The 15,608-nt window shown below is 54.5% G+C and carries 12 protein-coding genes; 9 read left to right on the top strand and 3 right to left on the bottom strand.

The window, feature by feature from the left end; genetic code table 11:
- The first annotated feature begins 227 nt into the window (after positions 1–227).
- The 3 genes from KIH39_RS23255 to KIH39_RS23245 all read left to right on the top strand — a co-directional run bounded on the left by KIH39_RS23255 (position 228) and on the right by KIH39_RS23245 (position 5,446).
- Complete coding sequence (locus KIH39_RS23255; protein ID WP_213495905.1) at positions 228–1,010, top strand: hypothetical protein; 783 nt, start codon at positions 228–230, stop codon at positions 1,008–1,010.
- A complete protein-coding gene (locus KIH39_RS23250; RefSeq protein WP_213495903.1) occupies positions 1,010–2,845 on the top strand; it encodes a hypothetical protein in 1,836 nt (611 codons plus the stop codon). Before KIH39_RS23255 ends, KIH39_RS23250 begins: the two co-directional genes overlap by 1 nt.
- Before the next feature lie 315 nt (positions 2,846–3,160).
- The gene (locus KIH39_RS23245; RefSeq protein ID WP_213495901.1) at positions 3,161–5,446 is read left to right on the top strand and encodes a DNA polymerase; all 2,286 of its coding nucleotides are present in this window, start codon (positions 3,161–3,163) and stop codon (positions 5,444–5,446) included.
- 230 nt (positions 5,447–5,676) lie between these two features.
- Here the strand turns inward: KIH39_RS23245 and KIH39_RS23240 are convergent, their stop codons facing one another.
- Together KIH39_RS23240 and KIH39_RS23235 are read right to left on the bottom strand one after the other, a co-directional pair.
- Positions 5,677–6,792 carry a hypothetical protein gene (locus tag KIH39_RS23240; protein WP_213495899.1) on the bottom strand — a complete coding sequence of 372 codons (1,116 nt, stop codon included), beginning with the start codon at positions 6,790–6,792 and terminating at the stop codon, positions 5,677–5,679.
- A 32-nt stretch (positions 6,793–6,824) separates the two neighbouring features.
- Positions 6,825–7,229 (bottom strand): DUF6304 family protein, encoded by a 405-nt coding sequence (locus KIH39_RS23235; RefSeq protein WP_213495897.1) that lies wholly within the window; start codon positions 7,227–7,229, stop codon positions 6,825–6,827.
- A gap of 219 nt (positions 7,230–7,448) precedes the next feature.
- Between KIH39_RS23235 and KIH39_RS23230 the strand changes: the two genes are divergently transcribed.
- Both KIH39_RS23230 and KIH39_RS23225 read left to right on the top strand, forming a co-directional pair.
- Positions 7,449–8,306 (top strand): hypothetical protein, encoded by an 858-nt coding sequence (locus tag KIH39_RS23230; protein ID WP_213495895.1) that lies wholly within the window; start codon positions 7,449–7,451, stop codon positions 8,304–8,306.
- Positions 8,303–8,848, top strand: coding sequence for a hypothetical protein (locus KIH39_RS23225; protein WP_213495893.1), 546 nt, complete (start codon positions 8,303–8,305; stop codon positions 8,846–8,848). The genes KIH39_RS23230 and KIH39_RS23225 overlap by 4 nt, the downstream gene beginning before the upstream one ends.
- 722 nt (positions 8,849–9,570) lie before the next feature.
- On the opposite strand, the gene KIH39_RS23220 is transcribed toward KIH39_RS23225, so the two are convergent.
- Positions 9,571–10,533 carry a metallophosphoesterase family protein gene (locus KIH39_RS23220; protein WP_213495891.1) on the bottom strand — a complete coding sequence of 321 codons (963 nt, stop codon included), beginning with the start codon at positions 10,531–10,533 and terminating at the stop codon, positions 9,571–9,573.
- A gap of 203 nt (positions 10,534–10,736) precedes the next feature.
- On the opposite strand from KIH39_RS23220, the gene KIH39_RS23215 reads away from it, so the two are divergent.
- The 4 genes from KIH39_RS23215 (at position 10,737) to KIH39_RS23200 (ending at position 15,594) form a co-directional block, all read left to right on the top strand.
- The gene (locus tag KIH39_RS23215; protein ID WP_213495889.1) at positions 10,737–11,261 is read left to right on the top strand and encodes a sigma-70 family RNA polymerase sigma factor; all 525 of its coding nucleotides are present in this window, start codon (positions 10,737–10,739) and stop codon (positions 11,259–11,261) included.
- Positions 11,258–12,013 (top strand): anti-sigma factor family protein, encoded by a 756-nt coding sequence (locus tag KIH39_RS23210; RefSeq protein WP_213495887.1) that lies wholly within the window; start codon positions 11,258–11,260, stop codon positions 12,011–12,013. The genes KIH39_RS23215 and KIH39_RS23210 overlap by 4 nt, the downstream gene beginning before the upstream one ends.
- A 134-nt stretch (positions 12,014–12,147) precedes the next feature.
- Positions 12,148–13,209: a glycoside hydrolase family 26 protein gene (locus KIH39_RS23205; protein ID WP_213495885.1), complete on the top strand. Its 1,062-nt coding sequence runs from the start codon at positions 12,148–12,150 to the stop codon at positions 13,207–13,209.
- Between the two features lie 1,242 nt (positions 13,210–14,451).
- Complete coding sequence (locus tag KIH39_RS23200; RefSeq protein ID WP_213495883.1) at positions 14,452–15,594, top strand: alpha/beta hydrolase-fold protein; 1,143 nt, start codon at positions 14,452–14,454, stop codon at positions 15,592–15,594.
- Positions 15,595–15,608: the final 14 nt, after the last annotated feature.

The raw sequence follows: 15,608 nt of genomic DNA, 5'->3' as shown, positions 1-15,608 counted from the left end.
GACTCGTATCAGATTCTTCAATAGTTATTTCCAAGCTGGGGCTCATGGCGGGTCGCTCACTGAAGCTGTTGAAAGGAGGTCATGGATTTGAGAACGGCAAAATTTAACGCTAACCGGCATAGTAGCGGAAAGCGCCTGCCCAGCAATAGATGAGAGTGAGTCGAGGAAATTGACCGTACAGCGACGGCAATCGCTGTACGGCCGCACACTACCTTAGGAGTATTGTTATGTCTAGCTTACTACACACAGCGGATTCAGTACACCCCCGTTGTAACACGATTGCATCCACTTGTTTCAATGCGGATGCTGTCGATAACCGCGAACAACTTTGTAATACGGGCGAAACCGGCCCCATCGAGCGAGTCTCCCGGGCTGAAGCTGAGATCACTCAGCTTAACGCCATGCTTATCGATATCGACCTGTGTCTCCTACGCCCGGCTATCGTCGACGAACACCTGCAGTTGGGAGGCCCCGAGGCCGTCTATCAGAACGTAATCTCCCCGTGGCTCGAGCGATCCCCTATCCTCCGACAGGCCGAAGTGCGGTTTTCTGGGGGCGGGTATCACATCATCGTGTGGCTATCTCCCACCGTTCAGTTTCATGGCGAGTATGAACGGGATCGCTGGAGCCGCTATGTTCGAGTCGTGCAGTGCTTACTTCCGAGCGATCCGGATTGCCCTGGCATAACCGCCCTAACGCGTCCCATAGGAAGCATCAACAGCAAGAACGGTGTCGAAGTAAGACAACTGAAGGCCGGCAAGCCAGTGTCACCGGAAGAAATAGTCGAGCATATCGAAGTTGTTCGCAACGCTCCGTTTGGGGTGATCGCTGAACAGCTACTTGGGTCTCGACGAATCAACCCATGCCCCAAATGCAAAGCTCCGAATAGTCGCTTGGACGTCCTCGACCGCATCGGAAAGTGTTATGGAGGCTGCGGGAGGATTAAGCTAGAAGATCTTTTCGATCTTTATCTTTCACCGCGAGAAGGTGCAAGAAAGGAAGGTGTCTAATGGCGAGTATTTTAAACTCTTCCCGAGGTAATGAGCTCGCGCATACACTCTTCTCTTCCTTTGGCGAACTGGATCGCTTACCGCTGGGAGGATCGAGAAACATACCGAATCTTGCCGGGTATTCCCGCAAAGTCGGATACACAAACACGGACAACTTCATTCTACTGGCGCGTCAGCTGCTGTTAGAATCGGAGCGAGTTTTCGACTACGGCGGAAAGATGGTCTACTTGCGAGGAGAAGGCTTCGGCCCCAGTGCGAAACTCTGTAATATCTTTACGGAGACCGGGCCGGATCGAAATGGGCCCAGCCATCTGGCTAACATCCTGGTATGTTCGGATGAGAAGGGTAAGTTCCTAATCCCGCGGGAAGCTATCTCGTTAATCTTTTGCTCGAATCTGATAGAGAATAGCTTCCCCGAGATCACCACCTCCGCCGGAAGGCCACTTTTCGACTCGCAGTTCAAGATTCTTCGTCCCGGCTATTATCCCGAGTCAAAGATCCTGGTAACCGGTGAGAGCATCGAACCCATCCTGAGAGGGTCGACTCCAACCACCGGCCCCATCCTTGAGCGGTTGCCGCAACACCTCCGAACGCTATTACAAAACTTCTGTTTTAAGACGGATGCGGATCTGGCCAACATGATAGCATTCCTAATTACCGGACTGCTGATTAATCATTTCATAGAGGACGGTAAACCACTGGCCGTTATCGACGGCAATCAGCCAGGGCTTGGAAAAACTCTCTTAGCTCGTCTTGTCGGCCAGATATTTGACAATAATAACCCGGCATTACTGGGCTACTTGCCGGAAGAAGAAGAGCTCCAAAAGCGACTGTGTGCCTCGCTTCAACGAGACGCTCACGTATTGATAATCGACAACGCCAGGAATGCCCGACAGCAGTCGGTGGCCAGCCCAGTCCTCGAAGCGAATTCTGTCTCACCGACTATCGAACTGCGGATCTTGGGTACCTCCACAAATATGCGACGCTCTAATGATATCCTATGGATCTTAACCATGAATCAGACCTCTCTGAGTTCTGATTTAGTATCCCGAAGCTTGCCGATCCGCTTGCATTACGACGGCGATCCGAGAAGCCGGCAATTTCCCACGGATTTCGACCCGATGCAGTTCGCACGCGAGCATCGGAGTGAGATAATCTCCGAACTGATGGGGATGGTAATCCATTGGGTGCAGCAGGGACGACCAACAGGTAATGGCCGGCATCGCTTCCGGGTATGGGGTCAAGTAATATCGGGCATCATGGAAGCCAACGGCTTCCATGAGTTCCTTGCGAACATTTCCGAAGCTAGCGAGGAGTTCGATTCCGACCGCACCCATCTAATGGCTTTAGCCGATTCCGTAATCCGTCTACAGGGCCCGTATCTCCACCCGGATACTACCGCTCGTGAAGCGACTGGGATCGCCAAACTGTCAAAGGATTGGCTTATTTATTTTTCTGCATCGGAGGCATTCGAGAATGTCGTGGGCAAACCCCAAGAACGTGTGCAGGCACAGCTCGCAGGTGCAGAACTGAGCAGGCTCCTCGGCCGCGAGACCCCTATAGCCATAGACGGACGACCAGCAAAAGCGGTTCTAAAAAAATTGCGCGAACGAGGCAACAGGAATCTCTACTACCTGGACTGCCTCTGGGAGAGCCGAATAGAGACTGACACTGGTGCTAGCTCGCTGGCTGCGGGAGCAGTATTAGCAGATGGGAATCTTAGCTCCGTGGTGGAAGTTCGATCCGATATATCTACTCAGCCAGTTCAGACTGAAGGAAGTACTACCGAAAATCAGCCGCACTCAGACGGGTCTGGAAATACCGAAGAATGGTAAGTGGCATATCGCAACCGCTTAGCTACCATGCGAGGTTGAGCGGTTGCCCTACCCATGTCAGATCCTCGTCCGTTCTGGAATAAGTGATTAGGCGGTTAAGCTGATGAAGCACTTGTCGCCTCGATAACTTTCAGCAATTGCCTTAGTGAGTGTCGGCTAAGAGTCGAGCTGGTTAAGATACTTCAGTGAACTGCAGGGGATCTTACCCTCAAATAATCTAAGGATCTTCTTGGGCTAAATAACCTAACCAGCCTAATCGCTTAACCAGTTCTCAACGGTTTTAAAACATTAAAATATAAACGGATATAAAAACATATGAACATTCAAATTGGCAATATTAATTATAAATTTTCCCCATGGAAACTGTCTAATGGTCGGATATTCAGTGGTCCTATTAGTATCGATACTGAGACGTTACAAATCGATCGCCAGAGAGATTGGATAGCGCCACCATTGGTAATGGCTGCAGCTTTTAGTGGTAATCGGGGTGTCTTTCTCCCGCGGGAAAGTGTGGCAGATTTTCTCCACTGCCATTCCCAAAACGAGATCGTCTTTCATAATGCAGCCTTCGACCTAACGGTTCTAGAGGAATTTGATGAAAGCCTGTTTAAGCGCGCGGATGCAAATCGGATCTGGGACACAATGATTCTGTACAAGCTTTATCGGCTAGCCACGGCCGGTGATCTTGCCGACAAAGAATCGAAATTGGACGATTGTGCCCTAGAGATTCTTGCCCTTAGCGTCCCGAAAGACATCCGAGATGACCAGGGGAATGATGTTCGAACATCCTTCGGCCGCTGGCTTGGAAAACCTCCAAGTCAGATCGAAACAGTCTATCTGGAATACCTCGCGCGGGATGTTGCAATTACGCACATGCTTTATGAAAGACTACGCGGTTTAATTGAAAGTGAATTGCAGACTTCTCGGGAGATCTGGGGAAGGCTGTCGGCAAATCGCATGAATGAATGTCTTCACAAGTGGGGTCCTCTAACCCACCATATCCAGCTGAAAGCATCACTGGCTCTTAAGGGTATCCACGGTAACGGCCTAACGCTTAATCGCCAAGAATGCCAAGCCGCGGTGACCTATTTTCAAACCGAACTGGAAACCCACCTCAAAATTCTTCGGGCGGAAGGGTATCTCGGATCTGGCAAAGGCTCTCAGGAGTCGCTACAGAAAATCTTGAAACGCGTCGAAAAAGATATTGGCGTCCAGCTTCCCCGTACTCAAAAGTCTACCGATCAAAAGGATCGTATCTCAACTTCGGAAGATAGCCTTCAGGAATATGCCAATCGTTCACCTTTTTTGAATTCTCTTTTTTTATCCAAGCGATTCGAGAGCTTGCTAAAGTTACTGACCAGCCGCATGGATCGGCCGACCCTTCATCCATCCTTCCAGTTTTTGGTACGGAGTGGTCGTACGAGTTCGTTCGGCGACCTCAACGCTCAAAATCTCCCCCGCGATCATCGTGTCCGTCGCTGCTTTGTTCCTTCCCCCGGACATTACCTGGTCAAGGCCGATTACAAAATGATCGAATTGGTTGCCTTGGCGGAGGCAATTCAGAGCCAGTTTGGTAAATCCTCTCGAATGGCCGAAGAGATAAACAAAGGAACTGATCTTCACAAACTTGTTGCCGCTCAGGTCCTTCAGATATCTCCTGAGCAGGTGACGAAGGCAGACCGTGCCAAAGCAAAACCCATCAATTTTGGAACACCTGGCGGCATGGGGGCAAGATCTCTGGCTCACTACGCTAAAACATCCTACGAAGTGGAGATGACGGAGCAGGAGGCGGAAAAGTTTCGGGATGGCTACTTTGCTCTTTTTCCGGAAATTCGAGAATTTTTAGCTTCTGATATCCCTTTGCAAATCGCCCAATACTTGAATCTGACACCTGCTGAGTGGAAGATTTTCAATCCAAAAGCCCATACTTGGAAGAACACAACGGCGGACGAGAATACTCCCTGCCCGATACTCGGCGGCATGTGCCTTAAAGTTTTAGGTCAGCAAGAACCTCGGAGCCAGAAAGGTATCCTTTATAGTCCCGAATATCTCGACTTCTTCTGGACCAGCTTGAATAAAGTTGCCACTGAGTTAGAAAACCCTCAACTTCGACTGCAGATTATCCAGAGAACCCCTTCCGTTGAATTGAGGAATGCTATGATATCGCTTGCCGGTACGACGGCCTTTGTGACCCTTAGTGGTCGAATACGAGCTCGTGCGAGCTATACGCAAAGGCACAATGGGATTTTCCAGGGTATTGCGGCCGACGGAGCAAAACTGGCTCTGTGGAATCTATTCCGGGCTAACTACCGAATAGTGAATTTTGTTCATGATGAAATGCTTATCGAAGTCCCCGAGAGTCGAGATCCCGAGGAAGCGAAAGAGCATATCAGCCAAATCATGGTGCGGGCCATGAAGGAAGTTCTTCCCAACATGCGAGTCGAAGTGGATATTCAACATGGAAGTTCATGGGCCATGGAGGAAGGCGACTCTCAAGTGCCTTCCGTACGTATTTCGCCTGCCAGCCCTGGACAAATTCCGACCGCAAAAGCTGATACTCCAAAAGGAAGTGGAGCCGTGAAGACGTCGTCGGTTGCCTGAACAATATCGCTGGTGATTTGTGGCGGCGGTTACGATTTGGAACTGTAAAAAACCCAAAGCCCTCTTAGTCGGTGTCGAGCGTCAATACCCTGCGGTCTCTGGACTGCAAGTGACATCTGATTAAGGGGACTGCAGTCCCACTACCCCCGGCGGCAAATGAATAAGGGCCGCCGGGGTAGCAGGGACACGGTGGCGGTCATGCGGTTAAGATTCTCTTTGGAACTGTCACGTCATTCGGCAAGATTCCAGCCGTTCCTCCAGGGTTGCTCGCCTTGCAGCTTATCCGCCGATCCAAAACGAGGCCATCCTTGCGACCATGTGGCGATAACCCAGGATTGGTGAAACCGACGCAGACCATAAGTGATGACGGTTTCCTCATTCCTGGCAGGCGCGTCGTCATCGCCTATGTTGTGTTCGATTCCTCTGACAATGACACACGCTCGATTACCTTCGCACCACCATCCGTCGATATAGCGGACGTAAACCCATCTCCCGTAGTTGTGGCCGTGGAATTGCTCCTGAAGCCGGGCCGCACGCTCGGTGGGTTCGTGGTCAAAGAACGGGTACGCAGAGGCCACCTTCAACCAGTTCTGCTCGTTGTGGCCGTTGTGATAATCTTCAATCGGCTTGAGAAGTTCCGCAGGGACAGTCGTTGACAAGAGCAGAAATGGTGCTGCCGCTGGTGGTCGATACGACAGGTCTGGCATGTCTGGCTGTCCTGCTGGAATAAAGGTGTCTTCCAGGGCAGGTTCCTTATCGTCACCGTCCTCCTCCTTTTCCGACCAATGATTCCGCCAACCTTTCCACCACGCCTCGAACTGACGCTCCCACGTTTCGATGTCGAGCGGCACGGCGTTACTGAATGTCTCCAGTGAGTCGCAGTCAACGGACAGGCCAGTAACCGTACCTTGGGGGCCGTAGTTGTGCGGCTCGAAAGAGACGTGAATCCGCAAAGGCGATTCGGAAGGTTTGTCCATCAGATTGCCAACCAGTGCCTCCCGGACGCACGCCGTTACCGCCTCGAAGTCGGCCTGGGCAGAGTTGATCGAAAGGTGGGCTTCGACCGCACCGTGAGGCCACTCTTCGAGGTCGGCGACGGTGATCCGAGAACATCCCCCGAATTCGGAGGGCTTCACATTTACGCTGGCTGGCGAGTAGTGCGCACTAATCCGCTCGACCCCGCTGAGTTTGAGTTCTACGGTGCTATCCTCAATGGGCGTACCATCGACATTGCGTCGGAGGCACTGGAAGCACAGGAGCAACGTCTTGAGATGACGGTCCCAGCGGGACTCGCACAACCGGGCGTCGTGCAGAAGTGGCGGTATGTCTTGTAACTTTCTTGCCATATCAATGCCCTGTCTGGTGAAGGTCAGTTGGATCACCCACGATAACCCGTCCCAGGCACACGCCGTTCAAACTCCGGGCAGAGATGGGTTTCCTGAACTATTTCTGACACGGTATCCATCACATCAAAATAGTCGTCCTTGTCGAAGTCCTCACCTAAAGGGAGGGCAAGATGGCCAACCTTGTTCGCTCGAAAGCAGATCATACTTCCGAACAAGCCATGACCATAGGGGCTGTAATCCGAGAAGGCACAGTTGATGCACGCTTTCATGAATATGCCGGGCGGCAATTTGCTTTGAAGATTCAGCATCTCGCCCTCGAACCAGCCGGTCTTTCCTTCCGAGGAGTATGACTGATCGTTGACCTTCAGGCAGAGCTTGAGCCGGTCCTGGTTCATTTGGCCCGTGGTCAGCGGCTCGCCGAGGGTAAGCTCGACCATCTTAGGAAACGCCGGTTAGCATCGCTCCCCTACGTCGGGACTTCAATTTTCCAGCCGCAAACTAGCCTGAAAAAAAATTGTCGCTTACGATTTTCCAATAATCTCCAGGCCTTTCCCGGCTCCAATAACTCCCCAATCGCTGCTAGCGATCTTCCGTAACGCTCAACCTGAAGGTAGCGTGGAAAGGAGGTAAACATACTCCAACAAAGGAAAAAAGAAATGGAAAACGAATTCCCATACGACCTCCAGATGTGGGATCCCTTTCGCCGTCTCGACGGGCGACTCCGTCGGGCGAAGGCAATCCTCGATGCGAACATCCGTCGGCTATCGCGAGACGATGCCGAGACCTTGACGATCGCTCGACACCTAGGCGCGAAGTTTCGAGGAAAGAAAACGCTATCCAAAGAAGGTCTTGCGGAAGCACTGGCCCTGCCCCGAACACATGCGACCTTGTTACCCAAGCTCCAAGCTTGGATACTGACCAAAGCATCCGATCAACAACTCTCGGATCGCTTCGGCATTCCGGCGGAAGTCATCTGCTGGTACGAGCGGAGCCAGTACCACGTTCGACCCTGGCTCCACTACCACGACTGGGTCCTGCGGACTGCGATCGTTCACTCCTCAGATGGAGAGCCGAGAACTTCCAACATCTATCCAGAACGTTGGTTTGCGTACTGTGGGGGTGAGAAGATCCTGGAGTGTTACTACGCAACGATCGGAAACGAGCCGTTTCCGGATTGGATGACCAACAGCCGAGCGTATCGTCGGGAGGCCGATCAGCTGCGGTTTCGGATTCAGCTCCTCATCCAAGATGGTCTGCTGACCTGCCGAAGCGAGGCGGAGCTGCGACGGCTCCTCCGAGTGTATGAGAATTTATGCACGGCGGCGAATCATCCAATTCCGCCCTACAGTCGCATTCTGGATCTAGCAGCTTCCAAGCAACCTTTCTGGCTTACCAATTTGGCTCCCCAAATGCCTGATGAGACCCCATTCAACTCAAATGCTAGCGACAATAGCGAGTTCTGCCTTGCTTCGATCCGACAACAGATCGAAAACCTCCTAGGAGCCCGAACATGAAAAAACCAAAACCTACGGAACAGAGCACTGATCCGAACCTTTCGGGAGCACCTCGATCTGGAGGCCCGGAGTCCGCGGAGCAGGCGACACCAGGGCCTCAGGAACGGACTGAGCCTTCAGAACCACCACCAGCCGGTCTCGACGAAGATAAGCACTTGCAGAGTCAGAGATCTGCTCACTACGCAGATGTGTTGATGAAGCTGTTCGTCCCGCACCAGATGTCCGTCGCTCTCGCAGCCAAAAGCGCATTCGATGTCGACACCATTCGTTGCTACCTGGATCGGCTGATTGCAGAAGCTGGGAACCCGAGTGACCCGCTAGAGAAGATCCTGATCGAGCAAGCTGCGTTCATGCACCTGCAGCTGTCGATCTTGCGCTGCGATGCGATCAAATCGCAGTCACACGACGCAACGAAAATCTTGAATACCGCCTCTAATAGGCTGAACAGCGAACTTCGTCGCACGATCGAGACGATTCGATCAAGGAAATCCCCGAAAGCCCACCACGCAAAGCCCAAGCTGAGTGTAGCCAAGGTCGCTTGACCTCCAACCGGCCCACTCTAGGGGAGGGCCGGCATTTTTTAGCTAAAGTTAGTTTTTTTTGATTTTTTTGGCATCGAACAATTAAGTACGAGAAATTTCCCAATGGAAACACCCCCGAAAAAGAGCCCCAACCCCAAGCGTGTAGCCGCAGGAAAACTCAACAGATCCAAGCGTGGACCAATCTCTTCTATTGGTAAGGCCAAGCTTCGATTGGCCATTTACCGGGTGAAGCCCTGGTTGTTGTCGACAGGCCCGAAAACCTCCCAAGGGAAGGCAGAATCAGCCCGGAACGGGCTTCTACGAGTGAAAAATGGCGAAAATCTTCGAAAAGTCAGACGAAACATAAACAAGATCTCTCAAATGATGAAAGAATTACGGGATCTCCGGGACGAGATAGGGTAGTCGCGAGATCTTGGTGTTAGAGTCTCTATTTTGTATTATCGTTAATACAGATTGGTGGACTGGCCAGACCGACGTCCCCAAATATGGCCCAAATCCATCCCATGCCTAGCTGAAGTACCGGCGAGCCTATCAAAATCGCTGCTCGTCCCATTCGCAGCAAGTATTGAACGGAATTCTTAGTGACAAAACTTTTGCCAGTAGAAGCCTACTGTGAGGTTACGAACCCCACAAACGGCTGGACTGGCGAGGCAAGTTCGCGACGATGATCCAGCCGAGGATATGAGCCGGAAGTGATGAGTATTCCCGTCCGAACGGGGAGGTTATTCGAGCGTAGAATCCACGATAGCGAGCGAACTGTTTCCCGCCACGTAGAGGACCTCTGACAACCCCAACGTCGATTTGAGTTTCCCGGCCGCAAGGTCGCGGATCGGCCCCGGCGTTCCCTTACCGGGCTCCGATTGAGGAAACGCGGTCGAGCGGGCGGAGTGGAAGGTCACCTTCCCTTCCACTTTCTGCAACACCTGGTGAATGTGGCCGTTGAGTACCGTGAGCGAACCGAACCGCTTTAGGATCTTGAGCGCCTGCTCGGAGTCTCTCGTGCCCCAGCCCCATTTCTCGTGGACCATCCAGAGCGGGACGTGGGCGAACACGACGATAGGGTTACTGTCCTTGAGTCCGGCCGCGTCCTTCTCCAGCCACTCTAATTGTTCCTTTCCGATAACACCCAGTCCGCCGCCACTGCCCGATTTGGAGTTCGCCACGTTGACGAGGCCGATGAAGTGGACCCCTTGGTGGTCGAAACTGTACCACCCCCTTCCCTCCGTGCCTTTCCCATACCGTTTCAAGTACTCCTGGTTGCCGTCCCCGTCGAAATCGTGTTCGCCGGGGACGTAGAGCACCTTACTGGCTTTGACTTCCTTGAGGAGTTCCGCCACGGCATCGAATTCGGCCGGCTTGGCGAGGTGCGTCAGGTCACCCGTATGCAGAACAAAAGCGGGCGGTTCAGCAAGAGCGTTGATCCGGGCGATCGTCTGCTGGAGCGTGCCAGCAACATCTTTGTTCGGGTCGCGGGCGAACCCGAGGTGGCTGTCGCTGATCTGAACGAACGAGAACGTCGGTTTCACAGTCGGTTTCTGGCCGAAAACGCGTGAAGTAGCCACCCCGCCCGCCACACTCCAGACCAGTCCGGTGCCTACCCACGCCATGCACTGGAGCATCCCCCGGCGGTCGATGCCATCGGCGGACGGGGGTTCTTGTCGAAGCGTTTTGTTTACATTCTGCATGATTCTGACCTCCTGGTTGGTATTTGAATCGCCCCTGTTGCACGCGCAAAGGGGCTCGCAGATCCTTACCGGCTTTCTGGTCTAAATATTCCTTCCGCCAAAAAGAAAGTGCCTTTGGGAATAAATGGGCTTCTCCGACGGTAGAATACTGTGTCGGAAATTCCATGAATGATCGCCGCCTGACTTGAAAGGCTCTTAAGCAGTTGGAACTCCCTGAGCGGCGGCAGTTTGAACAAGCCACACTGCCACACCTGGATGCCGCCTACAACCTGGCCCGGTGGTTGACCCAGGACGAACATGCAGCCGAGGACGTCGTCCAGGAAGCCTTCCTTCGTGCTGCGCGGTACTTTGGGAGTTTTCGAGGAGGAGACGGTCGCGCGTGGCTCTTGGGTGTGGTTCGCCGGGCATCCTTCGACTGGCTGTCCAAGCAGCGGTCGCCAGGAACTCTGCTCTACAGTGAAGACATTCACGATCGGGGCGACGAATCATCGAATCCCGTTTTCCTGGCCATTCGTAAGTGCGAGGAAGCCCTCGTCCGGCAGGCGCTGGAAGAATTAGCACCGCAACTGCGGGAGGTGATCGTACTGCGCGAACTCGAAGGATTGAGTTACCAGGAGATCGCGGCCGTAACAGAAGTTCCAATCGGCACGGTCATGTCGCGACTTTCCCGAGGTCGCCATCAACTTCACCGACTGCTGACAGCTAGCCCCGAAGGGGAGCCGAAATGAATTGTCAAGAAGTCCAAGTCCTGCTCCACCCTTATTCCGACGACGAACTGGACTTGGTTCGGCACGTTGAAATCGAAGAACATTTGTCGGGATGCCAGGAATGCTCCGTTCAAGTGAAGCATCTGCAGTCACTTCGAGCGACGGTCTCGTCCGCATCGCTATACCACCGAGCTCCGGCCAGACTACGCGCTCGCGTTCAACTCCCCTTTCCCAAGCAAAGACGGTCCCCACGCCGCGCTGTCCTCGCCGCGGGAGTCTTATTCCTGATCGGGGTGTCCGCCACCGTCGGTATGATCTTGTCCCGGACAGGAACGTCCGCCGATGACCGATTCGCGGAGTCGGTAGTAGCCGGTCACGTCCGTTCACTTCAGGTTAATCATTTGACGGACATGCCGTCCACCGACCGGCACACTGTGAAACCCTGGTTCCGGGGAAAGCTAGACTTCTCTCCGCAAGTCGCCGATTTGACCCCGCAGGGATACTCGCTTGCTGGTGGTCGTTTGGATTACCTGACTGATCGACCGGTCGCCGCCCTCGTCTACTACCGCCGCTTTCATGTCATAAACCTGTTCACTTGGCCCGCAGGCGACGAAAACGAGAAAGCAGTGCTGGGGCTGGCCCGGCAGGGATATAACATCCGTTACTGGCAGCGGGCCGGCATGTCCTATTGGGTGATATCGGACTTGAATGAGCAGGAACTAGACGACTTCGTGCGGTTATTTCAAGAACACTCCGAGGTATTGCAGAGGTGAAGAGTAACTCTGCCACTCACGTATAGTATCCAGTAATCGTCAGGCAAATCCTACAGCCCGTGACCGCGCGTTCGAACAACTGTTACAGAAACCGCATAGTGCGGACAATGAATCGCAACTTACGGGAGAGTGTCATGCGACCGATGATCCTGTTGTTACTCTTAGGCACGCCAGCGACGGCCGCAGAACCGGCGCTGGGGGTCTATCGCTGGGCCAACGGCACCGCGAACGTGGATGCTTTTGCAAAGTGGCTGGACCGGCCCAGCGTCTGGGGCGAGGATTTCATCGGCGGCGAATCGTGGGACAACGTCCAATGGCCCACCTGGTGGCTGAAGGAATGGGGTCCGTGGGTCCACGCCAAGCCTGGCCGGCGGTTAGTGCTCGCAGTGCCGATACTTGCCGGTCCCGCCGACCGCAGCGGCCCCGTGCAGGGCACTAAGGACCTCAAAGTTCCCGTGTCACTTGAGAAGGGCGCCGCCGGAACGTACAACCACCATTTTAAGCAACTCGCTGAGAACCTGGTGGCGCACAAGCTCGGGGACGTCATCCTTCGACCTGGCTGGGAGTTCAACGGGGGGTGGTACGCCTGGGGGGCCAAGGACAAGGCGAAGCTTTTCGCCGAATACTGGCGGCAGATTGTAAAGACTATGCGTGCCGTGCCCGGCACAGGGAAGATTTTGTTCTGCTGGAACCCCACGCTTGGCGACCAAGATTTTCCTGCCGACGAAGCATGGCCCGGGGATGAGTTCGTCGATATTGTTGGCATCGATGTTTACGACGAGACTTGGAATAAGGATACCTATCCGTGGGCGAAAGGCGCGACCGACGACGTAATCCTCGCCCGGCAGAAAAAGGTCTGGACCGAGTGGATCATGGGCAGTCCGCGCGGCTTGGTGTTCTGGACGAAGTTCGCCAAAGACCACAAAAAACTCCTGGCGATCCCCGAGTGGGGACTCAACCGCCGGAAGGATGGACATGGCGGCGGCGACAACCCGCATTTCATTGAACGCATGCACGCATTTGTCAATGATCCCACGAACAACGTCCTCTTCCACTGCTATTTCGATGTGAACGTACCCGGCGATGACCACCGCCACCAGCTTTCGCCCGGCGACGGCGAGAAAGGTCTGAAGGACGGCACCGAGTTCCCGAGGGCGGCTGCCCGCTTCCAGGAATTATTCAAGGCTGGAAAATAACATGGATACTGCGTGCCGCTAATGTTGTTCGGAACTGGGTGTTGTCCTCCAAGAGATCCAGTGATAATGAGCAGGAAGGAAAAATGCACGAATTCGGAAGCCGAACGCTACTGTAAGCCGCTGAAGGCCAAGGGGGAGTTGAGTGGCGTATGAAGCGAGCTTAATTTCTGTTCTGCGCATCTTAGAGCACTCTGCCGAGGATGCAATTGTATGTTTCAGTGATGGGGAAGCTTATCGCATACAGGTCATCTCGACGAAACATGCGAATGATGGTGGAGACATTGTCGCCAAGGTTTTGCCACCCACTTCCACTTCGATCGTGGACAACATTCCGGTTGGGACGTTCATAAACTTCTTTCTAACGGACGTGAATCAGGTCGTAGTGAGGGGGGAATGTGTTTTTCCAATCACTGCGGGGGCTTAATGGAAATAAAGATGCTCGTGGTCCACTGCGACCAAACGCACAGAGCTTATTTGTGTTGGTCATTGAACCAGCGGCGTCTCGGACCTGAGCGGGTTTTGGACGGGCTTCGTCCAGTGAGTCGGGCGCGGTCCGAACTTGTCCCCCCATGCCCGCCTGACGCCGATGCATCGGCCGTGGAAACGACTCAACGCAGTGGGACTGCCTGAGGCCTGCGGTGTGACCTAAGTCGATCAATTGCCCAAGAAATAACTTGTTTCTCCTACGCTCTGAACCAACGCGGCCAGTTGAGCATCACGAAGTGGTCTGCGTCGGTGCGTTTCGGCAGAGTATCTGAAAATATTTTTCGATTGTACCGATCCCGCTGGGCCAGTAAATTCTACTGCAGCTTGTGCGTATACGTACAAAATGGACCGTTGGAACGGTAACCGGGGACGAAATCGCGATGGCCTTACGGACCGAGTACTTGGCGTAGCACCGCCGGCCCGACGCCCAGTTCGCTCGGCACGGGGTGACGGCCGAACAGTTCGTGTTCCTGGCCGCTCTCGCTGACGGGGGGGTGGTTACCCAGCGGGGCCTCGCCTGCCGGGCCATTGCCGACCCGAAAACCGTCCGGGCCATGCGCCTACTCATAGAGAAGAGGGGGCTCATCGCACGCATATCGGACCGGGCCGACGGCTGAGTTCGGACCGCAACGCTGACCCCAAAGAGGGGCACGAAGGGGCCACTTGGAAGAATCACTTCTACGGGTTCGCCCCGCTGCTGTTCCAGCCCACCAAATGACCGAATAATCGCCCTTTTTCATTTCCGAGGAACCTCTCATGACCAGATCGCTATCTCTGCTTGGCCTCACGTTTGTCTTGGCGGCGGCAGGCCCTGCGACCGCCCAGCCGCGGCAAGGCCCGCAGTCGTACATATCGCCGGAAGTAAAAGATAAGACGGTGACATTCCGACTCCGTGCCCCCAAAGCCGAGAAGGTAGGGCTGTCAAGTTCCGACATCCCTGGTGGCGGCCAAGGATCGCGGGCGATGAAGAAGGGCGAGGGCGACCTGTGGGAACTCACCCTGGACGTGTCCCCAGGCACTTATCGGTACCGGATCGAAGTGGACGGGGTGCCGGTGGTGGACCCGCGGAACCCTTCGACCAGCGAGTCGTTTGGAAACACTTGGAGCCTGGTTCGCGTGCCGGGCGCGGCGTTTATGGACACCGCCGACGTGCCGCACGGGGCTGTGGCTAGGGTCATTTACCACTCGAAGACGACGGGCGGGAACCGGCGAGCTCACGTCTACACTCCGCCGGGATACGAGACAGCAACCGAGAAATACCCGGTGTTATACCTGCTACACGGGGCCGGCGACTGCGACGATTCTTGGACCTCGGTCGGCCGGTCGGCGGACATTCTTGACAACCTTATAGCGGCCAAGATGGCCGTGCCGATGATCGTTGTAATGCCGGCCGGGCACGACAGCAAGTTCGCCGGGTTCGGTCGGCCGACGGGTAACACCACTCCCGCCGCCCTGTTCGAAGACGACTTCGCGAAGGACCTCCGGCCGCACATCGAGAAGACGTACCGGGTGAAGACAGGCCGCGCAGACCGGGCAATCGCCGGGCTGAGCATGGGCGGCGGGCAGACGCTTTCAGTGTTCCTGGCAAACCCGAACGATTACTCGGCCGTCGGGGTGTTCAGCTCCGGCATCTTCGCGGGCCGGACGCCGGAAGATTGGGAAAGGTGGGAGAAGGCTAACAAGGAGAAATTGACGGCGGTCGTCGCCGCCAAAGACGGGCTGAAGGTGTTCTGGCTAGCCACCGGCAAAGAAGACTTTCTGCTCGACACCACCAAAAAGACCGTTGCCCTATTCGAGAAACACAAACTGAAGCCGGAGTTCCAGGAGACCGAGGGCGGGCACACTTGGATCTGCTGGCAGCGATACCTGAACGAGTTCGTTCCGAAACTCTTTCAGTAACCGGTGCAGCCCGA

Origin of the sequence: Telmatocola sphagniphila (genome assembly GCF_018398935.1) — a bacterium.
GTDB lineage: Bacteria > Planctomycetota > Planctomycetia > Gemmatales > Gemmataceae > Telmatocola > Telmatocola sphagniphila.
This window is presented reverse-complemented; position numbering and strand designations above follow the sequence as displayed.

Bases quoted from the DNA above. Each gene is read 5' to 3' on its own strand.
- KIH39_RS23235 (WP_213495897.1), bottom strand. From the start codon at position 7,229: ATGGTCGAGCTTACCCTCGGCGAGCCGCTGACCACGGGCCAAATGAAC.
- KIH39_RS23230 (WP_213495895.1), top strand. From the start codon at position 7,449: ATGGAAAACGAATTCCCATACGACCTCCAGATGTGGGATCCCTTTCGC.
- KIH39_RS23240 (WP_213495899.1), bottom strand. From the start codon at position 6,792: ATGGCAAGAAAGTTACAAGACATACCGCCACTTCTGCACGACGCCCGG.
- KIH39_RS23220 (WP_213495891.1), bottom strand. From the start codon at position 10,533: ATGCAGAATGTAAACAAAACGCTTCGACAAGAACCCCCGTCCGCCGAT.
- KIH39_RS23200 (WP_213495883.1), top strand. From the start codon at position 14,452: ATGACCAGATCGCTATCTCTGCTTGGCCTCACGTTTGTCTTGGCGGCG.
- KIH39_RS23225 (WP_213495893.1), top strand. From the start codon at position 8,303: ATGAAAAAACCAAAACCTACGGAACAGAGCACTGATCCGAACCTTTCG.
- KIH39_RS23210 (WP_213495887.1), top strand. From the start codon at position 11,258: ATGAATTGTCAAGAAGTCCAAGTCCTGCTCCACCCTTATTCCGACGAC.
- KIH39_RS23205 (WP_213495885.1), top strand. From the start codon at position 12,148: ATGCGACCGATGATCCTGTTGTTACTCTTAGGCACGCCAGCGACGGCC.
- KIH39_RS23250 (WP_213495903.1), top strand. From the start codon at position 1,010: ATGGCGAGTATTTTAAACTCTTCCCGAGGTAATGAGCTCGCGCATACA.
- KIH39_RS23245 (WP_213495901.1), top strand. From the start codon at position 3,161: ATGAACATTCAAATTGGCAATATTAATTATAAATTTTCCCCATGGAAA.
- KIH39_RS23255 (WP_213495905.1), top strand. From the start codon at position 228: ATGTCTAGCTTACTACACACAGCGGATTCAGTACACCCCCGTTGTAAC.